The organism is Spiroplasma endosymbiont of Nebria brevicollis, assembly GCF_964030895.1.
GTDB lineage: Bacteria > Bacillota_I > Bacilli_A > Mycoplasmatales > VBWQ01 > Spiroplasma_E.
In genome coordinates this window covers 554947-580054 of sequence record NZ_OZ034986.1, presented here as the reverse complement: position 1 = coordinate 580054, position 25108 = coordinate 554947, and the positions used below count along the sequence as shown (strand labels likewise).

Sequence of the window (25108 nt, the reverse complement as noted above, 5' to 3'; positions counted from 1 at the left end):
AGACATCTTTAAATTTGATTACTTTTGATTTGCAATAGAGAATATCTTTAATAAATCCTCGATCTATTAGTATCAGTAAGCTAAACACATCACTATGCTTACACACCTGACCTATCAACCTTGTAGTATTCAAGGGATCTTACTTCTTTCGAATGAGAAATCTCATCTTGGAACTGACTTCGCGCTTAGATGCTTTCAGCGCTTATTCATGCCCTACATAGCTACCCAGCTGTGCCACTGGCGTGACAACTGGTGCACCAGAGGTAGGTCCATTCCGGTCCTCTCGTACTAGGAACAGCTTTCCTCAAATTTCTTGCGCCCACGACAGATAGGGACCAAACTGTCTCACGACGTTCTGAACCCAGCTCGCGTACCGCTTTAATGGGCGAACAGCCCAACCCTTGGAAGCGACTACACCTCCAGGATGCGATGAGCCGACATCGAGGTGCCAAACCTCCCCGTCTATATGAACTATTGGGAGAGATTAGCCTGTTATCCCCGGGGTAACTTTTATCCGTTGAGCGACGGCCTTTCCACACAGCACCGCCGGATCACTAAGCCCAACTTTCGTTCCTGCTCGACTTGTATGTCTCGCAGTCAAGCACCCTTTTACCTTTGCGCTCTACATATGATTTCCATTCATATTGAGGGTACCTTTGGGCGCCTCCGTTACTTTTTAGGAGGCGACCGCCCCAGTCAAACTACCCACCAGACACTGTCCTTAAACCAGATCATGGTTTCAAGTTAGAATTTCAATATAGCAAGGGTGGTATCCCAATGGTGACTCCATGCCTACTTGCGTCTGCATATCAACGTCTCCCACCTATTGCTGTACAAACTACACCAAAATTCAATATCAAGTTGTAGTAAAGCTCCACGGGGTCTTTCCGTCTAATCGCGGGTAACCTGCATCTTCACAGGTACTAAGATTTCACCGAGTCTATAGCCGAGACAGCGTCCGGATCGTTACGCCTTTCGTGCGGGTCAGAACTTACCTGACAAGGAATTTCGCTACCTTAGGACCGTTATAGTTACGGCCGCCGTTCACTGGGGCTTCAGTTCAATGCTTCGCTTGCGCTAACAAATCTCTTTAACCTTCCAGCACTGGGCAGGCGTCACCCCGTATACTTCGTCTTACGACTTTGCACAGAGCTGTGTTTTTGCTAAACAGTCGCCCGGACCTCTTCACTGCGACTCATATTGCTATGAGCTCCCCTTCTCGCTAACTTACGGGGTTATTTTGCAGAGTTCCTTAGCTATAGTTATCTCGCTTGCCTTAGGATATTCTCCTTGACCACGTGTGTCCGTTCTCGGTACAGGGCACCATGATGATGTCTTTAGAAGCTTTTCTTGGAAGCTTGGCGTCAAATACTTCGTTACTAGGCGAACCGTTCACTCCCCATCATACTTCAAGGTTATTGCTGTGCGGATTTGCCTACACACCCCTCTTTGTATTTAGCCCAGCACAACCAACGGCTGGGATATTTTAGCCTTCTTCGTCACTCCATCAGTCACCATGGTGGTACAGGAATATCAACCTGTTGTCCATCGACTACGCCTTTCGGCCTCGCCTTAGGTCCTGACTAACCCTGGGTGGACGAACCTAGCCCAGGAAACCTTGGTCAATCGGCATGAAGGATTCTCACCTTCAATCGTTACTCACGCCGGCATTCTCACTTCTAAACGCTCCACTAGTCCTTCCGGTCTAGCTTCGTTGCAGATTAGAACGCTCCCCTACCGCCCACAATATATGCGTACATATATATAGACCCATAGCTTCGGTACAATACTTAGCCCCGGTACATTTTCCGCGCAGAATCATTCGACTAGTGAGCTGTTACGCACTCTTTAAAGGATGGCTGCTTCTAAGCCAACCTCCTAGCTGTTTAAACAATTCCACATCGTTTTCCACTTAGTATTGATTGGGGACCTTAGCTGATGATCTGGGCTGTTTCCCTCACGTCCATGGACCTTATCACCCATAGACTGACTGCCAGACATGTAACAACGGCATTCGCAGTTTAATTGCATTCAGTACCCCGAGGTGGGGCCATCATACATTCAGAGCTTTACCTCCGTTGCACTAATTCTGACGCTAGTCCTAAAACTATATCGGGGAGAACCAGCTATCTCCAGGTTCGATTGGAATTTCACCGCTAGCCACAAGTCATCCACGGTCTTTTCAACGAACGTTGGTTCGGTCCTCCATTGACTGTTACATCAACTTCAACCTGCTCATGGCTAGATCACCTGGTTTCGGGTCTACGACCACATACTAAACGCCCTATTCAGGCTCGCTTTCACTTCGGCTCCGTCTTTGCGACTTAACCTTGCATGTAATCGTAACTCGCCGGCTCATTCTACAAAAGGCACGCCGTCACCCATTAACGGGCTCCGACTTGTTGTAAGCATATGGTTTCAGAAACTATTTCACTCCCCTCTCGGGGTACTTTTCACCTTTCCCTCACGGTACTGGTTCACTATCGGTAATTGGTTAGTATTTAGCCTTACGCAGTGGTCTGCGCAAATTCCGACAAGGTTTCACGTGCCTCGCCGTACTCAGGGTTTACCAAGGAGATCTACACATTTCGCATACTGGGCTTTCACCGTCTATGGCGTTGCTTCCCAACAACTTCTGCTATATGTAAACTTTGTAACTCCTTCAAACTTAATTAGTGGCTCCCTATAACCCCAGTCTGACGACTGGTTTAGGCTAGTCCCTTTTCGCTCGCCGCTACTAAGGGAATCGCATTCGCTTTCTTTTCCTCTAGGTACTAAGATGTTTCAATTCTCTAGGTATCACTCTGCATAACTATGTATTCGTTATGCAGTACTATCTGATTAAAGATAGTGGGTTTCCCCATTCGGACATCTCCGGATCAAAGCTTATTTCCAGCTCCCCGAAAGCTTATCGCAGGTAATCGCGTCCTTCTTCGTCTTCCAATTCCAAGGCATCCACCATACGCTCTTAATAATTTATTTTTAGAATATCCTATTGCAAGATAAAATTTATCTTATTTTTTTTAAAAGATGTCTATTATCCAGTTTTTAAAGAACAATTACTCAGAGATAACAATCCCTGAAAACTAAACAGAACAATTAAATTAATCCAATAAGTCACACATCTGATTTTTCTTGTTGTCTTGATTTCTCGAAAGAAATTAAACTCCATAGAAAGGAGGTGATCCATCCCCACCTTCCGGTAGGGATACCTTGTTACGACTTAACCCCAATCATCAACCCTTCCTTGGGTGACTCCCTCCTTACGGTTAGGACACCAACTTCTGGCATTGCCAACTCTCATGGTTTGACGGGCGGTGTGTACAAGACCCGAGAACGTATTCACCGCAACATTGCTGATTTGCGATTACTAGCGATTCCGACTTCATGAAGTCGAGTTGCAGACTTCAATCCGGACTGAGACTGACTTTTTGAGATTGGCTTAACCTCGCGGTTTTGCGACTCTTTGTATCAGCCATTGTAGCACGTGTGTAGCCCAGATCATAAGGGGCATGATGATTTGACGTCGTCCCCACCTTCCTCTAGCTTACACTAGCAGTCTCCTTAGAGTCCCCAACTTAATGCTGGCAACTAAGGACAAGGGTTGCGTTCGTTGCTGGACTTAACCAAACATCTCACGACACGAACTGACGACAACCATGCACCACCTGTATCCTTGTTAACCTCCACTATATCTCTATAGCTTTGCAAGGTATGTCAAGACCTGGTAAGGTTCTTCGCGTTGCTTCGAATTAAACCACATGCTCCACCGCTTGTGCGGGTCCCCGTCAATTCCTTTGAGTTTCACTCTTGCGAGCATACTACTCAGGCGGAGTACTTAATGCGTTAGCTACAGCACTGCCTCTTGGCAACACTTAGTACTCATCGTTTACGGCGTGGACTACTAGGGTATCTAATCCTATTTGCTCCCCACGCTTTCGTGCCACAACGTCAGTAATAGGCCAGTTAGCCGCCTTCGCCACTGGTGTTCCTTCATATATCTACGCATTCCACCGCTACACATGAAATTCCACTAACCTCTCCTATACTCTAGTAATGTAGTTTCCAAGGCGGTTAGGGGTTGAGCCCCTAAATTTAACCTCAGACTTGCATAACCGTCTACGCACGCTTTACGCCCAATAAATCCGGATAACGCTTGCCACCTATGTATTACCGCGGCTGCTGGCACATAGTTAGCCGTGGCTTTCTGGTAAGGTACCGTCGATCCTATAATCATTTCCTATTATAGTATTTCTTCCCTTACAACAGACCTTTACAATCCGAAGACCTTCATCAGTCACGCGGCATTGCTCCATCAGGCTTTCGCCCATTGTGAAAAATTCCCTACTGCTGCCTTCCGTAGAAGTTTGGGCCGTGTCTCAGTCCCAATGTGGCCGTTCGTCCTCTCAGACCGGCTACGCATCATTGCCTTGGTAAGCCATTACCCCTTACCAACTAGCTAATGCGCCGCATCCCCATCAATTAGCGAAGCATTGCTGCTCCTTTCATTATTAGTTTTTCATACTAATAACATATGCGGTATTAGCTGTCGTTTCCAACAGTTGTTCCCCACTAAATGGTAGGTTAGATACGTGTTACTCACCCGTTCGCCACTAAAGTATTGCTACTTCCGTTCGACTTGCATGTATTAGGCATGCCGCCAGCGTTAATCCTGAGCCAGGATCAAACTCTCAATAAAATTGTTTTTTGTTAAAAGAATGATGTCTGACTTATTTAATTTTTTAATAAAAATTGACGGATTAATTCTTGTTCTATTTAGTTTTCAAAGATCGTTTTTTCTGGTTTGCGACCACTTTGTTTTTGGTCACAATAGGAATATTACAGCAACCAATAACCAATGTCAACATAATTACAAGAAAAAAATAAATAATTTTTACTTAATTTTAAGTGCTTCTTTTTCAGTCATGATAAGCACTTCTAAGTTAAAAAAATATTCTATAATATAGCCTAATTTACTAAATTTACATTGGGCATTGATTAATTAATTTTAAATTTAAGTGTTATGTAATCACTTTCAATAATGTCTTGATATTGACCAAGACCAATAAAATCATAAAGTTTTAAATTTAAATTAGGAAATTTTTTATTAATAATATTGTTTAAAAATAATATTTTTTCAATATTTGGATTAATTAAATCGCAAACTAATTTTGAATTAATGGTTTTGCTTTCAGGGATTGACCAATAGTAAGTTTTGGTTTGGTGATTGTAACTAGTTAGTTTTCCATAGTTAGAACCATCGACATCAGCAAAGATAACAGATTTATTTTCATTGAACGTTAAATGTCCTGCTTGAAAAGCAATGATTTTAAGTGGTCCTAACTGTTTAATAAAGTTAACACGATTAATAGCACATAATGCTTGACGTACAGTAAACGTTGCTTGATATGATAATAGTGGGTAATTTGCAAGTTGGCGTTCATTAGTTAAGAGGGTTTGGGTTGCTAGCATGATTTGACAAATGATAATTAATTCTTTAACTATTAGCTGGTTAGTGTTCATAAAATGAGTAATTAAATCAGGAATTGTTTCATGCTTAGGAAAAATAGTTATGAAAACCATCATGCTTGTTACTTCATAGAGTAGTGAAGATATTAATAAGTTATCATAATGATAGTTAATTTGTGGTTTGGGTAGTTTATTGCTTAATCGTAAATAAAAATAGTTAATGATTTGGTAGTCATTGAGAAATAAAAATTGTTTTAAAATGTTTTGATTACGATTACTATCATTGGCATGTGGTTCATATATTTTAATATTTTTTCCGACACGCAAGTAAAAATCATTAAAATAATTATAAAATTCTTGAATTGTCAAGTCATAGTCTTGACAAATTTTACTAATACCATGGTCTTGATAACGTTCATAGTATTCTTTAATTACTAAATGAATACGGTTTCGTGATTGATATCATTGTTTTAAATTACTTAAAATAACTGCTTGTACTCGAGGTTCTAAAGTAATAGTGCAATTAGCAGGTAAATTAAAACTAGTGGTTAAATTATTAAAATTATTGTTAGTAAGATGGGAATTAGATAAATTTTTAATACCTAAGGTAATATCATATTTTTTATCAATATTAGCAATGAGGTCATAAACTTCTAAATTATTTTTATTTTCAATCTTACGTAAACCACGTCCTAACTGTTGTAAGTAAACTGTTTTTGAGTTGGTTGGTCTTAATAAGATAATAGTATCAATTTCGGGAATATCAATTCCTTCATTAAACATATTAACGACACATAAATAATTAATTTGTCGTTTTTTAAAACTATTAATTATCTTATTTCTGTTAGTATTAACTTTGCTTGTTAAGTAATCAGCTTTTAATCCTTTACTTTGTAAAAAAGTAGCAATGATTTGGGCATGAGTCATATTAATACAAAAGATAACGCAAACAGGAGTATTGTAAAATCCAATATAATCATTAATAACACTTAGTAATACTTGGTTTCTACTATCAGTATTTAGGTTTTTAAATAATTGTTGTTCGTTATTTAAATCAACTCCTGTTAAGTTACTACTAATGTCATCAATACAATAGTAGTCAAAAGGTGCTAATAGTTTTTCATTAATAGCATCTCATATTCGTAATTCATGGGCAAATTCATTGTCAAAGTACGTAAGGATGTTTTTATTATCTTCGCGTTCCGGGGTGGCTGTTAGACCAATTGTTTGTTGTGATTGGAAGTAATTAATAATGGTTTGAAAAGTTCTCGCACCTAAGTGATGAGCTTCATCAAAAATAATAATGTTAAATTGGTGGGGTTGAAATTTATGAAGATGACGATGAATGGTTTGCACGGTAGCAAATAAATATGGATAATCATAGTTTTTATCTTTACTATTTAATTTTTGTCCAAACGTTTTATCGTTTAAAACTTTGCGAAACGTTAAAAGTGCTTGGTCAACGATTTCTGTTTGGTGTCCAAGCAATAAAATCGATGGTTTGTGACCATTGTGTTCTTTGATTTGTGTTAAATAGTCAAACGCTGAAATAACAGTTTTACCAACACCTGTTGCCATAACTATTAAGTGGTTATTTTTATTTAGTTTTCTGCGTACAATTAATTTATTAATTAATTGTTCTTGAAAATCATAAAGGAAATAATTAGTTGGAAGAAATTCATTATCGGTTTTTGTAAGTAGACTACGGTTATACTCTATTTTAGCTAGTAATTCAATCCGTTGTTGCTCATCATTTAAATCTACTAATCTATCATTTCATAGTTTGTGATATTGTTGTAAAATGTTTTGGTAAAGGTTTTGATTATCAAATTCATTGATTTTAATGTTTCATTCTTTGCCAAGAATCATCCCTTTGGTCGTTAAATTAGATGAACCAACAATTGCTGATGAAAATCCTGATTTACGTTTAAAGATAGCAGCTTTAATATGAATACGTTCGCTACGTTTTTCTAAGTTATTTTCCACTCTAATTTTAATGTTGGGATATTGTTTAATTAACTTTACTAAAGTATAAAGGTTAACAAATAACGCCATCTCATCAAAGGTCGTAGTAATAAAATTAATAGGAATATTATGATTAGTAGCATATGTAAAAGCACTTCGAAGTTTGTTAATTAAGGAATTAGCAATAAAAGGATAAATAAAATACACTTCATCACAAGTTTTGATTTCTTTATTTAGTTGATTAATAAGTGCTTGTTGGTTATCATTGGTAAAAAGGTAATTGTCGCTTAAACGAATGTCATGATTAATAAAATCTTCGGTATTTTTATTGTTAACGTGTAATAAGATATTGTTACTAAACTCATGAGTTGTAAAACTACTTATCATTTTATTAAGAAAGATAATTTTATCAGTAGGTTGTTTAATAGTTTTCAATTGCTCAATGAGTAAACTAGATAATTGCTTAATAAGATAACTATCGATATCTTTAATGTTATGTTTTTCATTATTAATAGAAGAAATTTGATAGTTATCATTAATATTATCGCTTAGTTTTAATAGCAAATCATAGTATCCATTATTTTTCATTGTGATGTTCCCTCCCTCTTGCTTATTATGTTTAATTATGATATGTTGTCAATATAATTGCAATGGTTAATTAGATAAAGTTAAGATAGATTAAAGCCCAACATATTAGTAAATCTCTCATTTTTTATTACAGAGTTAAATAAAAAATAATTTAAAAATAAAAAACCTCTGCAATATTTTTTCAAATATATAGAGGGATATTTATTTAAAGTTTGTGTTAAAACTTATTTTTTGTTTTCAACTTGAACCACTGGTGCTTGTTTTAATGGGTTAGTAATTGGTACACCTTTATATGTCATACATTTCATACAGGCATGGTGTGGTTTAGTTACTGAACCACAATTTAAGCAGTTAGTTGTTGTTGTTACAGTTAGTCCATCGTGAGCACGACGAGTATTCTTACGCATTTTAGACGTTCTTCTTGCTGGTACAGCCATAATTGTTGCCTCCTTACTTTTGGGTCTTATAAATTATATATTGAAATGCAAGAAAAATCTATTTATTTTTGTAAGTTTTTAAAAAAATTTGTCATTATCTTATGATAATGTCTCAACCAAGAATCTTGTATAAAATTACATCAGTAATTATCATCGTTGGTTTATGATTATAAATTGAACTTGTGAAAATAGTTGATTAAACTGTTGAGTTTTAATTGATTGGATTCTACATAATCATTATTTTTAGTATCTTTAATAGTTTATGTTTGATGATGAAGGTTTTTAATGTGGTTATCATAATCTTTAACAGGTCGGATTCGGTTTACCTCGAACAATAATAAATTAACATTTTTTATTTTTTAATGTTAATTTCTTTTCCAAATTTTCAATTTTTTGTTCTAGAATAATTACCTTATCATTGGTGGTTTTTAAAAATAATTCTTTATCTTTTTGTCTGAGTTGTAATTGAAATTTAGTATTCAATAAATCCGTTTTAAGAACATTATTTTCTTGCTGTAAAACTTCAATTTTTTGATTTTGTCGTTCAATTAAATACTCACGCATAATACTATTAATGTTTTTCATAGATAAATACTTGCTAATGTTATTATCAATTTTATTATTAATATTTTTTACTAACTCCGGATTTACAGTACCAATTTTATTAACAAAGTTGTTTTTTCTTATGTGAATTAATAATTGATATGGCTTGATAATTGATTTTTTGATTAAGTATTGTTCTTGAAATATTATATCGCCTAAATTAGGCATATAACGTTTTTTATTAAAAGATGTTAACGGAATTCCATAAACAATGTTGTTGATGATATTAGTAATAATAAATGGTCTTAATAAAGTATTTTTATAAGGAACAGAATAATTTATAATCCAAATATCATTGATTAATAACTCTTGTTGTATTTTCATTTTTTCTCTCCTTTAATATAAAAATGCTCACTAAATTATTTTATAATGAGCAAGTTAAATATTGAATTTATTATCTGGATTGTGGATTTAAAAAAAGAGACAGTTTTACAACTATCTCAGACATCAACACTACATTTGAGCAATCACATTAAATGTGAAAGATGTAGACCTATATAAATTATAGTATAATTGAATGAAAAATCAATAATAGTCATACAAATTAATTTTAAAAAGTTGTCGTTATCTTATGATAATGTCTTACTAGTTATCTTTTGATTATGTCTCAAGGAGGTATCATATGGGAAAAGTATGTATCGTAGAAACATAAAATGTTTTGCAGCTATACAGTAGATGAGAGTAGACTTCTCGAAAGCAACTTAGTAAAAAATCTTATTATTTATTCATAAAAAATAAATCTGTTACTTTAATTATTCTTTGCATGATATCTTTCAATCAATCAATACCAAAAATTGTATAATCCTGTAGATACAACAATGATGACACAAATTAAAAATGAGGCAATAATTAATCATACTGTTCCAGGAAGACCTAAAATGTTTGGATTAGTAACTTGTAAAAAGAAATATTGATAGGCAATACTATAGTATGCATACCGCTATATTCACATAATAATCCTTTTGCAATTCCATAAAGTAAGATAGATAACAGGATAAATAAAAAATAATCCTAGTTTTTGTTTGTAAAACATTTTCGTTGGAATTAACTGAGAATGTTTGGCAAAAATAATAATATATACTACTGCTAAAATTGGCACAAAAGTATGCAAAATAAGTTGTGATAGCCACTGTCAACTAGTTAAACCCATACTATTACTATTATTTAATAATGCCATTGGCAATAATAAAAAATTATACACTAAACAAGTGACTGTAATATAAACTGTCACTGATAACGAAAAATATGATTGTAATAGTTTAATTTTTCCCTCTTGAAGATGTTTTATTATAGCAATAAAAAATCAAACTAAAACTAAAACATTGGTTTGAGTTGTAAAAAATGATAATCATGACAATGTATAGCCAATATAATTTCAATGGCTAATTCTTCCCATTTCATCATAAACTGCCCAAAGATAAATGTTTTTACCTGTTGCATCTGTAATTACTACTTTATTTAAATGTAAAACATTTCAAAGATAATCAGTTAATAATCCAAAGACACTTAAAATAACAATAATATAATTTTAAATCAAAATTTTCAATCCTGACAATAAAATTTAATAAATTTCTTCATTCAATTTTTCCTCTCATATTTAATTGGTATTATTGTATCAGACAGAATTGTTTGAAACTAGTTTTCATTATTCTTTAATAACATTAGCTAGTGTTTGATATTTTTCTTTTTCAAAATCTTTAGCGTAATGACCAAATTGTTTTGTATTTTTTGCTTTCAATAATTATTAATTTTAATATAATTTACCTTTTTAATGCAAGAACTGATCTTAATTTTGAACCTCGCAATTATTAAAATAAACTTAGTTTATAACTTTTAATCGTTAATAATAGATATAATTTGCTGTTTAGATAATTTTATTTCTTCTTTATTTTTAATTAATTTTATAGAAAAAGATAGGCTATCGAATTCTGCAAAACGTGGATTACCTTCTATAACTTGAGTATATTTATTTACATTAAATTTTGACTTTCAACCAACTAGTTCTTCAAAGTTATTAAATTTGATAGCTGGTTCAGTTCTTTTTTTACTTATTAATGGTACCTCTATTTTATTTTTCACCCAATCGTTTTTAGCAACATCATTTTTTATGCTACTTTTAAAATTTTCAATAGGACTTCCTGAATAAACAAATTCTTTATAACCTAATTTAATACGAGCACTAGCGCCAAAAATATTAAAGGAAATTATCCCCGCATGTACTTGTGGAGGAAAAAATGAAACTCAACGAGTTCAACAACAGTTTTCAAACAGAAAAAGATTGTTTAAAATATATCGCAAATTTGAAAACAATTAAATGTATCAAGTGTGACACCAAATGTCTAAATGTTTCTGATTTTAGAAGAATAAGATGTTTGAAATGTCATCAAACATTTAGCATCTTACATGGCACCATTTTTTATAAGTCACAAACCAAATTGACATTTTGATTTTATCTTATCTTTAGATGAATAAACACCAAGCATGGCATACCTCTGCAACAGTTCTTACAAAAGAATTAGGTGTGACTTATAAAACAACTTGAAGAATGGATCATGAAATCAGAAATAGAATTGCAAAACAAGAATCACAACTCATTATCAATGGCATTCCACAAATGGATGAAATGTATCTTTCACATATGGGTTCAAAAAAACAAGGGAGATCTTTGTTGAATAAAACATTGATTGTTGGCATTTATGAAAAAACAACCAATAATTTAATTGTGAAAGTTTTAAAAAAAGCAGACAAGAAAAACCTTTTGAAGTTTGCTTTGCAGCACATTTCTGTTAGCTGTCCATTGTTTACTGATTCTTGAAAAGGATATCAAAGTTTTAAAACTTCTTATCCTAAACATGAAACAGTAAATCATCAATTTGGTTATGTGTCATCAAATGGTGTCAACACAAACCAAATTGAGTCAGTGTGAAAACATTTGAGGAAGACTTTCAGAACTCATGTCAGGGTTTCAAAAGAAAAAATTCACTTATATGCCAAAGAATCTGCATATAAGTTTAATAAACTTCTAACTTTTTAAACACTTATATTGTGCTTAATATAAGTACATGCGGGGATAATTTCCTAGGTAGGCTTTTATTCTTGTTTATGTGATAAAATTTAAAAAAGTACATAAAGGGATAAAAGCCATATTAAATAAAGCATCAGTGTTAGTTTCTACTTTTACTTTATATTTATCACCTAAATTTGTACTATCATCTTCTTTAAAGAATTGTAAATTATATGCTCCATCATTTACAATAAGTTTTTCTTCATCATTTGGTTCTACAAATTTAGCAGCAAAAATTTTTATATTGGACAATTTATACTTAATTTTAACAACTTCTGCTACATCAAAAGTACCATCTTCAAATGTTGTTCCTGATTTTAATTTTTGTTGTAAAACAGATTTTAAAAAATCAAAACTTTCTTTATCCTTAGCTTTGGCTTCACCAGTAGTAGCATCGCCTTCTAATAATTTAGTAACTAAAATATCATTACTCTTAATTGCGGAATAAGGTTTATCATTATCTCAATTAAGCATAATAGCTTTCAAACCCTTTCCTGAGGCATCTGTTAAACCTAAATTTATTGATACTTTATCTAGTAATAACTTGCCTTCATCTTCTTCGTTACCACAATCTATAACAGTAACTACTGGAATTGCTGTTAAAGTAACGGCACCTAATAGTTTTAATAGTATTCTTATACTTTTCATATATTTTAACCCCCTTAAGTTAAATTTAAATTAGACGTGAGAAATTATTTTCAATACTTTTATGTACAACATATTAGTTTGAATAATTCACTAATGTTATTATAATGCATAAAATAATTTTTGTTATTTAAACTTTTAAGAGTTTATATTAATTCTATATGCCTATTATTGTAGTGCATAAACGGCATGTTTTCTGACTTTTTTCATTTTCTATGTTTCTAAAATTGTTAGTCTAATAATAACATAATATTCTCTGTTGGAGTTTGTTGAGTAAATAAGTTGGCCGTAAGCTATACTTGAAAACTAATTTTTAGTTATCCCATAATTTTATAATATAGTAAATCTTAATTAATAAACCTTCTATTACAATTAAGTTGTATAAAAAAATAAAAGAAAGTTTGCTAGTGAATATTACACCACCATCAACAACTTTTATATCAAAAAAAATAACAGAACTATTAAAATCTAAGCATCAAACTTGGAATTTTTGTGTTGCTGAAGAACTGTAAGTTGTAATTATTATGCAAATAAAACCTTGAGGTAAATGCGCATACTTTTCCATAATAAAAAGGTAGTTAGTAAGAATAAGTCCTTACTAACTACCTTTGTCAAGTGAAGAACAACAAAAACTTTATTTATTCCAAATTAATTTTAAAAAGTCATTGACATTTATTTTTATAAGTTTTTAATAACTTCATTTGCAACTCTTTGACCTGCTAAAATTGCTCCTTCAAGATAACCATAAAAATATGAACTTGTTTCAGTGCCAGCAAAGTGTAATAACCCTATTGGTTGTTTTCAATATTCACCATATTTAACTCAAGCACCTAGTTTTAAATTAGCAACAAAACAGCCACCTGTTCACGAATCTTCTATTCAATTAAATTCAATATATTCTTTTGCGGCTTTTGCTTTATCACCAAAAAAATTTGTTAATTCATTAATTAATAGTTCTTTTCGCTCATTTTCAGAAAAATTTAAAATTTTAGTTCTTTTTCCTCCATAAATAAATACTGTTAAAATTCCTTTTTTACTACCAGGAGTAGTATTATCAACAACTTCACTAATATAACCTTGACAACTATTAACAGTTCCTGATTTATTATCCTTTATCCAAAATGGTGAAGAATAAACAAAGTGAACTTTTAAAGCACCACCAGAATTATAACTAGCTAATAATGATTTGCATACTTTTGGTAATGATTGTTTAAACTTAATATTGTTAATAACAACTGGTGATAATGCTAAAACACAATGTTTTCCATAGTAATTTTTATTAGTATTAATTGTAATAATCACTTGGTTTTTAGCATCATCAATCATCGTAACTTCTTCATTTAAAATGATTTTAGTTTGTTTTAAACTATCAGCAATCTTTTGTGCAATTTGTCAAGTTCCTCCTAAAACTCGGTAATTTTGAGCACCTTTATTAGCACTAGTAGCAAAAGTAAAACCACCATTACTAGCAATATAAAATAAGGCTTGTAGTAAAGATACTTTATTAGAATCAATTGATACTAAGGCAGGAGCAATTAATTTTTCAATTAAAATTTTTACTCAACTATCACTTTTATAATTTTTCATAAACTTTTGAAATGTAATCTTATCTCATAGTTTTGCTTGTTGATGATTTCATGGCTGTTCTAAATTAATAGAGTTAGTTAGTTTATCAATTTCTTTGACAAGAGCATTAAACTCTGCACTTGGTAATTCTTGGATGGTATTATTGTAAAAATATAAATTTTTTCCTTTATTAAATGGCGGAGTAACATAAGTTTTTAAATTAAATTGTTTGATTAATTTTAGCATTTGTTCGTGTTTAGGACCAACTCATTGACCTCCTAATTCAATTAAAGTACCATCATCTAAATATTTAGAAAAACTACGGCCACCAATTCTATTGTCAGCTTCAATCATTAAGATTTTAAGATTTTTATTTTCTTGTTCTAGTTTTAAAGCTGCTGCTAAACCAGAAAAACCACTGCCAATAATAATAACATCATATTTAATATCATTATTTTCTATCATTTTAAATTGCTCCATTCAATTCTTTTTAATATTCTTAATAAACGTTAACTAATATCCTTCACTATCATTAGACTTATTATTAATAATTAATATACCATTACTAGTGCCAATTCTTGTTGCTCCAGCAGCAATCATCGCTAAAGCATCATCTTTAGTTTTAATTCCACCTGAGGCTTTAATAGCAACATTAGGCCCAATATTATCTTTCATTAATTTAATATCAGCCACTGTTGCCCCACCACCAGCAAAACCAGAAGAAGTTTTAATAAAATCAGCTTGGGCTTTGGTTACAAGTTGACAAGCAATAATTTTTTCTTCTTCATTTAATAATGAACATTCAATAATTACTTTTAAAATTATATTTTTAGGACATACAGCACGAACATCTTGTAAATCTTGTAAAACTACTGCTTGATTATTATCTTTTAAGGCACCAATATTAATAACCACATCAATTTCAGTAGCACCTGCTTTACTAGCAGTAACTGTTTCTTGCACTTTAGTACTAGTAGCATTAGCACCAAGCGGAAATCCGACAACTGTACAAACTTTAACATTACTATCTGCTAAAAAACTAGCAGCATGTTTAACATAAAATGGATTAATACAAACTGTTTTAAAATAAGCTTTTTTGGCTTCTTGACATAATTTTTTAATCATAGTCAAAGTAGCATCTGGTTTTAAAAGGGTATGATCTATATACTCATTTAAATTAATAATGTTTTTCATTATACTTCAACTCCGTTTTCATTTTCACTTTTAATAATTGCTGCAATAACTTGTAAATTCATTAGACTATGATTTAATCAATAGTCACGGCTTAAATAATCTTTGGTCATAATCATTTTTATGAAATCTCTTAATTCATAAATCATCAAGGTACTACTATTAGTGTCATCACTATATTCTTTAACACCATGCTTATTATAAACTTTGATTCCTCTTAAAGGATGAACTTTATCAATAGTCACGCTACTATCATGACCAATGAATTCACTAGGAGCATATGAGGTTACACCTTTACTACAAGTAATAGTAGTAATAGTCTTATTTTCATGGGTTAAAATAACATAGTTAGCTAAATTAACACCATTAGGTAGTTTGGTTGCTACTGCTTTAACAGAAGTTACTTTTCCTAATAAATATAATGCTAATTCTAAGGGATAAACTAAGCTATCATAGGTTGAACCTTTACCTAAATCTTTGTCAAAAACTGAATCATAGATACCTTTTTCGACCATTGGCATCCGAGATGAAACACGATTAAAATTAAGATTAACTACTTCTGGTTGTATTTCATGGACTAATTTTTTTAGTTTAGTAAAAATTGGTAAATGAACAGTAATAAATGCTTCTTGTAAAATTAAGTTATTTTTACGAGCTAAATCAATTAGCTCTTGTGCTTCTGTAACAGTAAATGTCATTGTTTTTTCTACTAGTACATGAATGTTATTACTTAAGAAAAATTTAGTTTGCTCAAAATGCAAACCATTTGGTGAAGCAATATAAACAGCATTAACATGTTTAACCATTGTTTTTAAATTATCTGTTGCATTGGGAATGTCATAGGTTTTAGCAAATTCTTGGGCCTTGCTTAAAGTTCGTGAATACATACAATTAATTTTAATTTTATTATTTTGTTTAGCTTGTTTTAAAAATCTTTGAACAATTTCACCTGTTCCAATAATACCCATCTTAATCATTGTTTACTCCTTTAAGTTTTAAATTTGTTTCATAATTAATAATTGATATTAAAAATAATGGTGCAGTTTCAGCTCGCAAAATTAGTTTTCCTAGACTAATACTACTAAAGCCAAGGTTGTGAAAATCAGTAATTTCTTCACGTGTAATACCACCTTCAGGGCCAATAACAATCGTTGTTGTTAACAACTTCTTATTAAAGCAAGCAATTCAAGTAGTATCATTGCCATTCTCATCAGCTACTAAGTTTAATTGTGACTTATATGGTGCTAAGTCTTTAATCATAAATACAGTAGGACTAATAATGGGAATAATATTACGGTTAGCTTGCTTAGCAGCAGCTTTAGCAATACTTTGTCATCTTGCTACTTTTTGTTCTGCCTTTTGCGTTGTTAATACACTAACACATCGTTTTAATTGCATTGGTACAATTTGATGAACGCCTAATTCAACGACTTTTTGAATAACATAATCAAATTTTTGTTCTTTTAATAATGCCATTACTAAAGTAATTTTACATGATAATTCAGCATTACTATTAGTTAATGGTTTAATAATTTCACATTGCACATTAGGTTTAGTAATAATGATTTTAGTTTGATATTTTTGTTGTTCATAAATGACGATAATTTCATCATTGATTTTATGTCGCATCACTTTAATTGCATGATTGCTATCATCAGTATCTAATATTAAAGTGTTGTCGGCTTTATCTTTGGTAAAATAACATTCCATAATCCACCTCTCTAAGTTGATTATAACATAAGGTTATAGAAACGAATAACAATTACTTAAAACAGAAAATAAATATCATTTATAATTTTTGTTACAAGGGATAGTTCACGTTCTTATTTACTCCTATTAGATAGATGAGTAGATAAAATTTTTAGTTTTAAATAAGTGTTAAAATATGCCCTTTAGAGCATAATTCACACTTTATTATATATATAATAAAGGATAGAATGTTTCACTAAATAAGTGAGTGGCACTTTCAATATAATACACAGAAAGAGGGTAACAAAACAATTTATGAGAAAACTACTATCTTTACTAACAGTGTTAACAGTAACAACACCAGTCTCACTAAATGTGATTGCCTGTGGCGGAACTAAAACACCACCTGAAACAGACCAAACTGACTATTTAACCCTAGCCCAAACAGCAAAAGAAAAAATTCAGAATGAATTTGCTAATTTGGTTAATGATGGACAAAATCTACGAAAAGTTGGTGATGTCACAAATGGTGGTGCCATTATGGAAAAATTAGAAACCACTTTTCAAACAGCAGATGTAAAAATTACTGAAGCTGATTTTCCAGAAACATTTGCTGGTTTCTTGGAAATCTTAAACCAACAAGTTGGTACTATTAGCAACAACTTAGCAAAAAACTACCCAGAATTAAAACCATTATTCAACGGCATCAATCCCAACGAGATTTTAAAAATAAATACCAGTAACTTAGATACATTATTAACCAGTAAAACATTTACATGAAAAAATAATACTTTTTGTATAACAGGTTTTGATGCAAAAGAAGATCCATATAACGTTACTGATTGATATTATCTTACTGCTGATTTAAAGTTAGATTTCACATGTTTAGGTGAAAATGGCAAAAGTAATACCAACACTGTTAATCAAACATACGACATGTACTTTGCCAATCAAGGTTCTGATTTAAGTAAAGTTGTTAAAGCTGTTAGCAATAATGTTGATAAAAGTTTAAAAGATTATTTAGATCCAATCATTGGAGCGCAAAAATTTGATTTAGATAAACCTGATAAAGATAATAAATTAATCAATACTGCCAAGACCACTCTAACTAACAAAATTGTTAATCCTCATGTACAATAACTAATGTTTCCATACCTCCTGTAAACTCCAACGGTGATGCTTGAACAACACCAACAAGAAGTTTAACTTATGCCAATTATGGTGGATCAAATTTTTCTTATGCCAATGATAAACCTTTAAGTAATACTACTGAATACATAACTAATTTGTATAATATTAAATATAATCTCCAAGCTGGTAAATTTACAGATGAGTTAAATGCTTGAAGTCATAAAAATTTAATTTCAAATGACGATTTAGATAAAGTTACCTTATTTGGTGATATTACGTTAACTAACTGAAAATATGATGATTTAAGGTTAATATCAAAACCACTTCCTTTCGCTGTCATTGAAAATGAAACAAGAACTACTAAACTAGCTGATACATTACAAAAATTCATTAGTATTGTTTTAGACAAAGGAATATTAATGAACAAGTTTTGAACAACAAACAATCCAGATACAATAAATTTAAAAATGAATAACAGTGATTTTGATAATTATAAGAATAAAACTTTTTATGATACTATTAATTATTTAGATTCAAACATAAAAACACTAGCATTAAATGAAAATGCTATTAAAACAAATGACTATTTTAACTTAAAAGGTTTAAATACAGAAACATTTGAACAAAAGATTTTAAATGAACATTTTACTAAAAATAAATATCAAATTAGTATTGATAAAAAGGCACATGATATTGTTTATCTGAATATCAATGGTATCAACTGTATTATACCACTATCAGGAAATACTTATAGTGTTGAACAAGGTGAAAATGATAATGTTTGATCATAAACTTAAAGTTTAATTTCTAATTTTTCAGTTGAAAAACTGTTAATACTTCCTATGACATATTTAAAACTAAATAATATAATAATAAAATAGAAAGTGTTTATTTATACTCTCTATTTTATTAATTTAACACCTCTCTTATTTATAACATAACAACTTTAATTATATTAGTTTTCATTTATTTATTTATTTTTTATTAACTTTATATCATTCTAGAACTAAATCTTGAGCAACATCCATCACAACTTCTGATAATGTCGGATGAGGATGACAAGCGTTAGCTAATTCAACAATCATTCCTTCAGTTTCCATAATATTAACAATTTCAGAAATCATATCAGTAGCTGTTGAACATAAAATATGGGCACCAAGAATTTCCCCATATTTTTTACCAATAATGATTTTAACAAACCCATCAGTTTCACTATCAGCTAATGCTTTAACATTGTTTTTGAATGGTAATTTCTTCACTAAGTAATCAATTTTTTGTTGTACCAATGGGGTTCCATCATAACTTTTTTTTACCTTCTTTAACGAAGTTGTATATTTAATATTGAGTTTAATAATTTAAACCGTTCTTCTTTTAAAGTTTTAGCAACAGTCTTCACAAAGAATGGCATAAATGTTAATTTTGCTGCTCCATCTGAGTCTTTTAAAATAGAGCGTAATTGAATTAGATGTTCAGCATCAATATTAATAATTAAACTAACATGGGGTGCTGTATAAACTGATAATGACATTTGGTTGACAACGACTTTTCGGATTCTAGATAATAGCATGTGTTCAACTTTTCCAAAACTTTCAATTTAGCAACGTTAATTCCTTGATTCATAACTGGTGTTGATGAACCAATGCCGAATGATATTACGATTGAAAATGTCTCCAAATCAGCCCTTACAGATTTGGAGAAACGAAAGTAAACTTATCTAACCACTATCCTTTTCTTATATAAAGAATAAAAAACCCAAAATTCAATAAAATCAAATTTTAGGTCGTGTTGATACCTCTTTTTATTTTTCCCCTACTTTTCTCCAAAATTAAAAGTAATTTGTATTATTAATAATGAATTGTGAAATTTTGGTAGTTTATAGTCTGGAATCGCTGAACCCACACTAAATGACTCCCAGTTTGTTACCTTATCTACTTTTCATTTTGATAAATCTTGATTAAAATATCAGGCATTATCAAACATATAACTCATATTTGTTACATTTGAAACATTTCATTTTGAAATATCTTGATTAAACTTGAAGGCATCACTAAACATATAACTCATATTTGTTACTTTTGAAGTATCTCATCCTGAAATATCTTGATTAAAACATCAGGTATTTTCAAACATTTGACTCAAAGATGTTATTTCTTCTGGCAATTGATTGGGTACTTTTCTAATCATTTTTGGCATTCGAACAACTTGAATTTCTCCATTTGCGTTTTGATAAAACCCAATTTGAATAATTTCAGTAGTTTCTAAGTTTCATAAATTTTCTAGATTAGTTGTTTGTTGTTTCCCATCTTTATCAATATAAATAGTATCTTGTTGTGTTTTATCAGTCCTAATTGAACTAGACACAATACTATTTTTTTGTGACGTTATATCTAATATATTCCCTGTAGTGGTTCCAATTGTTAAAGTACTTAATGCTATTAGTAAAAATTTCATAAAAAACTCCTTTTAATCTAAATATTTTAAAACGCTTATGCGTTTATTTGAATAATAACATATTTTAAATTTAAACACCGCTTACCGAAATTGTAAGAGTGAGTAAAATTGTTGTGAATCGTAGGATATAAAATAAAGGTAATTTTAAATTTAAAAATTCTTAATTAAAATTAGCAAACTTTCTATTACAATTAAACTGTAAAAAGAAAAAAAGACTTAGTAAAATTACTAAGTCTTTTAAACTTCTTAGTTTTAATATAAAACCAAGACATCTAGTTTCAATTAAGAACTAGTTTTACAGACTTCTAACTCTTTACAGAATTAGACACATCACTATTATGATGTATATATTATATACCATATACAACGATTATGTCAATATCTTTATCAACGGTTGGTTAAATAACCTATTTATTAGCAGTTTATATACTATTTTATTTTTTATTAACTTTATATCATTCTAGTTCTAAGTCTTGAGCAACATCCATCACAACTTCTGATAATGTCGGATGAGGATGACAAGCGTTAGCTAATTCAACAATCGTTCCTTCAGTTTCCATAATATTAACAATTTCAGAAATCATATCAGTAGCTGTTGAACATAAAATATGGGCACCAAGAATTTCCCCATATTTTTTACCAATAATGATTTTAACAAAACCATCAGTTTCACTATCAGCTAATGCTTTACCATTGTTTTTGAATGGTAATTTCTTCACTAAGTAATCAATTTTAGCGATTTTACATTCCTCTTCAGTTCAACCAACACTTGCTACTTCAGGGAAAGTATAAATACAACTAGGCATTTTATTGTAATCAATTTTTTGTTGCACTAATGGCGTTCCATCATAACTTTTTTTACCTTCTTTAACAAAGATGTTGTTAAGTGCCATTAACCCTTGTGCCGATGCTACGTGGGCTAACATTCGTTGACCATTAGCATCACCAATAACATAAATGTTATCTAACGGATTATTATTATCATCTAATGCTTCTAATTTTTCATTAACAGCAAATGAATGATTAGGTTTAATTTGAATTCCTAAGTTAGTGAAACCTTCAGTAATTGGTGTGCGTCCTGTACTTAATAAACAGTAATCACTAGTAACTGTCATCGGTTTTTTCTGCTCTTTATCACTAGCTGCATAATAAGTTAAAGTTTTACCATTTAATTCATTAACACTATGACCGGTAATAATTTTTACGCCACGATTCTCTAAAATAGTCGTTAATTCTTTACTTACATCGTAATCTAGTAATGCTAAAATCCGATCTAGATATTCAATAATTGTCACTTTTGTACCAAGGGCACTAAATAAGCAAGCAAATTCAATACCAATCACACCACCACCGATAACGGTTAGTGATTTAGGGATTTCACCAACTTTTAGAATCTCAGTTGAAGTTAATAATGCTTTATTTGTTTTTAAGTCGGCAGTACTTAAACCTTTAGGACCATTAGGATTATCAAACATTTTAACTTTTGAACCTGTCGCAATCATCGTATACTTAGTAGTATATTTTTTTTCTTTGCCATCAGCAAGTTTTACTAAAATAGTATGACTATCAACAGCACTTGCGCTACCAATAATGCTTTCAACTTTATTAGCTTTCATTAAGAATTGGACACCATTAGTTAAACCCTTAACAACAGTATTCTTGCGAGCTTGCATTTTTCCTCAGTTAATATTAACTGTTTTTTTATTACTAATTTCAACTCCATAAGTTTCACATTCATCAACATAGTGATAAACTTTCGCCCCTTTTAATAGAGTTTTAGTAGGAATACAACCAACATTTAAACAAACTCCACCTCAAGTTCCTTTTTCAACAATCGCAGTTTTTAAACCAAGTTTACCTGCACGTGCTGCTGTGACATAGCCACCAGGCCCTGCCCCAATAATAATTAATTCAAAATCATAACTAGACATTTTTTATATTTCTCCTTATGCTAATATTAATGTTGGATTTTCTAATAACTCTTTAAGTCGGTTTAGAAAATATCCAGCAGGGGCACCATCAATTACTCGGTGGTCAATTGAAAGTGATAATGGGAAGAATTTATGTTCAACGATTTTACCATCAACAATGACTAGTTTCTTTTGCATCATACCTAATCCTAAAATAGCAACTTCTGGATAGTTAATAACAGGTGTTCCAAACTCAATTCCTGCTGAGCCAAAGTTGGTAATCGTGAAGGTACCACCTTGCATATCATCACCTTTTAATAGTTCTTTACGAGCTTTATCACCTAAACTATTAACTTGTCGTGCTGTTTCAAATAATGAAATTTTGTCAGCATCTTTAATAACAGGTACTACTAATCCTTTATCAGTATCGGCAGCCATTCCAATGTTGTAATATTTCTTAACAAGGATTTCATTACCTGCCATATTTAATGTTGAGTTTAATAATTTAAAACGTTCTTCTTTTAAAGTTTTAGCAACTGCCTTCACAAAGAATGGCATAAATGTTAATTTGGCAGATCCATCTGGGTCTTTTTCTGCTGGTTCTTTTAAAGTAGCACGTAATTGAATTAGATGTTCAGCATCAATATTAATAATTAAACTAACATGGGGTGCTGTATAAACTGATAATGACATTTGGTTAGCAACAGCTTTACGGATTCCAGATAATGGCATGTGTTCAACTTTGCCAAAACTTTCAATTTTAGCAACGTTAATTCCTTGATTCATAACTGGAGCAGAAGGTATTGAAGGCATTACTGGTGCTTGAACAGGTGTTGGTGCAACAGATGCTGTCCCACTTTGTTTTCCATTTAATAAATCTGCTTTTAAGATTCTGCCACCAGGACCTGTTCCTTTAATAGTTCCCATATCAATTCCCATATCATGAGCCATACGTCGTGCTAATGGGGTTGCTAATACTTTACCAGTTTGGATAACTGGTTTTGCCAGAATTCCACTAACAGTTGGTGTTTCATGATTTGTTTTAACTTCTGGTTTATCAGCAACAGGTTTTTCAACTTCTTTAGCAGGTGCTTGCGTAGCACTTGGTTGACCACCAAATTCCATCACCACTTTACCAGTAGTAATGCTGTCACCTTCTTTAACATTAATTTTTGAAACTTTACCGTCAGCTTCGGCTTTGATGGTATCAGATGCCTTATCAGCTTCAATATCAACTAAGTCATCACCTTTTTTCACGTCTTGTCCAACTTTGACACGAATTTGAGTTACCGTAACTTCGTCAATTCCATCCATATCCTTAAATTTTAATTCCATATTTTCACTTCCCTTTCTCTAGTTAAACTGGATAGTTCATCATTATTTTGACTTTGTCCATAATTTTATCGGGACTAATGATAAATCATTTTTCACCTTTTGATAATGGTACTGTAATATCATAACCTGTTAGTCGTGTTGGTGGACATTCTAAATATTCAAAACATTTTTCATTAACAACGGTAATGATTTCCGATGCTACAGAGAATGAACGAACAGCTTCTGAAACAACTAGTAATCTTCCGGTTTTTTTAACTGAACTAACTACTGTTGCTTCATCTCATGGTTGTAATGTTTGCAAGTCAATTAATTCAATTTTTAAATTATCTTTTGCTTCTAATAACGCAACGGCTTTTTCACAATCATAAACTTTTGAACCGTAAGTAACAATTGTTAAATCAGGTTTATCAGCAGCAACATATGATTTTATTACTTTAGCTTTTCCTAAAACAGCAACTTCATAATCATCACTAACTTCTTCACGAACATCATAAGTATAATCATGACTAGTATAACTATTGAAATAAGTTCCTAAACATTCTAAAACAATTACTGGGTCTGGACTTTCAATCGCCGCTAATAATAATTTTTTAGTATCATTGGGTTTTGAAGTCATAACTACTTTTAAACCTGGAATGTGACAGAACAAAGCTTCAATCGCTTCTGAATGGTGTTCTAAGGCACCATTATAACCATTATTTCAGTCATAAGAAGGCATACGAACAACTAATGGACAAGTGAAGCGACCACGACTTCTGTTACGCATACGTGCAGCATGACAAAGTAATTGTTGGAAAGCCGGGAATGAAAAACCAGAAAATTGCATTTCAATAATGGGGTTTAAACCATTAATCGCCATTCCAATTGCACTACCAGCAATCACTGCTTCTGCAATTGGAGCATCAAAACAACGGTTAGCACCAAATTTGGCTTGGATACCTTTCGTAGCACGGAAGACACCACCAACGTTACCAGCATCTTCACCGTAAACAACAACGTTAGGATTCTTTTTCATGGCTAATTCTAATGCTAAAGTAATAGCTTGGACATTATTTCTTTTCATA

At 31.5% G+C, this 25108-nt stretch carries 19 protein-coding genes and 2 rRNA genes; 3 read left to right on the top strand and 18 right to left on the bottom strand.

Annotation, left to right across the window (positions count from 1 at the left end; translation table 4 throughout):
- Window positions 1-46: 46 nt before the first annotated feature.
- From AAHM98_RS03365 to AAHM98_RS03335, 7 genes are all read right to left on the bottom strand, one after another.
- Window positions 47-2982: ribosomal RNA gene (locus tag AAHM98_RS03365) — 23S ribosomal RNA — on the bottom strand.
- A 192-nt stretch (window positions 2983-3174) separates the two neighbouring features.
- Window positions 3175-4699, bottom strand: a 16S ribosomal RNA gene (locus tag AAHM98_RS03360).
- Together the 16S and 23S rRNA genes form the textbook arrangement of a ribosomal RNA operon.
- A gap of 299 nt (window positions 4700-4998) precedes the next feature.
- Window positions 4999-8022, bottom strand: a complete 3024-nt coding sequence (locus tag AAHM98_RS03355) for a DEAD/DEAH box helicase family protein (RefSeq protein WP_342277066.1) — start codon at window positions 8020-8022, stop codon at window positions 4999-5001.
- 224 nt (window positions 8023-8246) lie between these two features.
- A complete protein-coding gene (gene rpmF, locus AAHM98_RS03350; protein WP_342277065.1) occupies window positions 8247-8459 on the bottom strand; it encodes a 50S ribosomal protein L32 in 213 nt (70 codons plus the stop codon).
- A 342-nt stretch (window positions 8460-8801) separates the two neighbouring features.
- The gene (locus tag AAHM98_RS03345; protein WP_342277064.1) at window positions 8802-9386 is read right to left on the bottom strand and encodes a hypothetical protein; all 585 of its coding nucleotides are present in this window, start codon (window positions 9384-9386) and stop codon (window positions 8802-8804) included.
- 616 nt (window positions 9387-10002) lie between these two features.
- Window positions 10003-10458, bottom strand: coding sequence for a Pr6Pr family membrane protein (locus tag AAHM98_RS03340; protein ID WP_342277063.1), 456 nt, complete (start codon window positions 10456-10458; stop codon window positions 10003-10005).
- Between the two features lie 437 nt (window positions 10459-10895).
- Window positions 10896-11360: a hypothetical protein gene (locus AAHM98_RS03335; RefSeq protein WP_342277062.1), complete on the bottom strand. Its 465-nt coding sequence runs from the start codon at window positions 11358-11360 to the stop codon at window positions 10896-10898.
- Between the two features lie 166 nt (window positions 11361-11526).
- Here AAHM98_RS03335 and AAHM98_RS03330 point away from each other — a divergent pair, with 166 nt between their 5' ends.
- Window positions 11527-12096, top strand: a complete 570-nt coding sequence (locus AAHM98_RS03330; RefSeq protein WP_342277061.1) for an IS1595 family transposase — start codon at window positions 11527-11529, stop codon at window positions 12094-12096.
- A 66-nt stretch (window positions 12097-12162) separates the two neighbouring features.
- Here the strand turns inward: AAHM98_RS03330 and AAHM98_RS03325 are convergent, their stop codons facing one another.
- The 5 genes from AAHM98_RS03325 to AAHM98_RS03305 all read right to left on the bottom strand — a co-directional run bounded on the left by AAHM98_RS03325 (window position 12163) and on the right by AAHM98_RS03305 (window position 17238).
- Window positions 12163-12774, bottom strand: coding sequence for a hypothetical protein (locus AAHM98_RS03325; RefSeq protein ID WP_342277060.1), 612 nt, complete (start codon window positions 12772-12774; stop codon window positions 12163-12165).
- Window positions 12775-13449: 675 nt separating this feature from the next.
- A complete protein-coding gene (locus AAHM98_RS03320; RefSeq protein WP_342277059.1) occupies window positions 13450-14802 on the bottom strand; it encodes a flavin monoamine oxidase family protein in 1353 nt (450 codons plus the stop codon).
- Between the two features lie 48 nt (window positions 14803-14850).
- A complete protein-coding gene (gene deoC / locus AAHM98_RS03315) occupies window positions 14851-15519 on the bottom strand; it encodes a deoxyribose-phosphate aldolase (RefSeq protein ID WP_425289604.1) in 669 nt (222 codons plus the stop codon).
- 11 nt (window positions 15520-15530) lie between these two features.
- Window positions 15531-16505, bottom strand: coding sequence for a Gfo/Idh/MocA family oxidoreductase (locus AAHM98_RS03310; RefSeq protein ID WP_342277057.1), 975 nt, complete (start codon window positions 16503-16505; stop codon window positions 15531-15533).
- On the bottom strand, window positions 16498-17238 hold the full coding sequence (locus AAHM98_RS03305) for an RsmE family RNA methyltransferase (protein ID WP_342277056.1): 741 nt from the start codon (window positions 17236-17238) through the stop codon (window positions 16498-16500). Before AAHM98_RS03305 ends, AAHM98_RS03310 begins: the two co-directional genes overlap by 8 nt.
- Window positions 17239-17532: 294 nt before the next feature.
- Here AAHM98_RS03305 and AAHM98_RS03300 point away from each other — a divergent pair, with 294 nt between their 5' ends.
- Both AAHM98_RS03300 and AAHM98_RS03295 read left to right on the top strand, forming a co-directional pair.
- Window positions 17533-18357 (top strand): lipoprotein, encoded by an 825-nt coding sequence (locus AAHM98_RS03300; protein WP_342277055.1) that lies wholly within the window; start codon window positions 17533-17535, stop codon window positions 18355-18357.
- Between the two features lie 146 nt (window positions 18358-18503).
- Entirely contained in the window at window positions 18504-19139 is a 636-nt protein-coding gene (locus AAHM98_RS03295; protein ID WP_342277054.1) for a hypothetical protein, read from the top strand.
- 183 nt (window positions 19140-19322) lie between these two features.
- Here AAHM98_RS03295 and AAHM98_RS03290 read toward each other — a convergent pair whose 3' ends face one another.
- The 6 genes from AAHM98_RS03290 to AAHM98_RS03265 form a co-directional block, all read right to left on the bottom strand.
- On the bottom strand, window positions 19323-19634 hold the full coding sequence (locus AAHM98_RS03290; protein ID WP_342277053.1) for a hypothetical protein: 312 nt from the start codon (window positions 19632-19634) through the stop codon (window positions 19323-19325).
- Between the two features lie 32 nt (window positions 19635-19666).
- Window positions 19667-19915 carry a 2-oxo acid dehydrogenase subunit E2 gene (locus tag AAHM98_RS03285; RefSeq protein WP_342277052.1) on the bottom strand — a complete coding sequence of 83 codons (249 nt, stop codon included), beginning with the start codon at window positions 19913-19915 and terminating at the stop codon, window positions 19667-19669.
- Window positions 19916-20157: 242 nt separating this feature from the next.
- Window positions 20158-20799 (bottom strand): BspA family leucine-rich repeat surface protein, encoded by a 642-nt coding sequence (locus AAHM98_RS03280; protein WP_342277051.1) that lies wholly within the window; start codon window positions 20797-20799, stop codon window positions 20158-20160.
- A 434-nt stretch (window positions 20800-21233) separates the two neighbouring features.
- Entirely contained in the window at window positions 21234-22730 is a 1497-nt protein-coding gene (gene lpdA, locus AAHM98_RS03275) for a dihydrolipoyl dehydrogenase (RefSeq protein WP_342277050.1), read from the bottom strand.
- 15 nt (window positions 22731-22745) lie between these two features.
- On the bottom strand, window positions 22746-24044 hold the full coding sequence (locus tag AAHM98_RS03270) for a dihydrolipoamide acetyltransferase family protein (RefSeq protein ID WP_342277049.1): 1299 nt from the start codon (window positions 24042-24044) through the stop codon (window positions 22746-22748).
- Window positions 24045-24066: 22 nt separating this feature from the next.
- The gene (locus AAHM98_RS03265; RefSeq protein WP_342277048.1) at window positions 24067-25107 is read right to left on the bottom strand and encodes an alpha-ketoacid dehydrogenase subunit beta; all 1041 of its coding nucleotides are present in this window, start codon (window positions 25105-25107) and stop codon (window positions 24067-24069) included.
- Window position 25108: the final 1 nt, after the last annotated feature.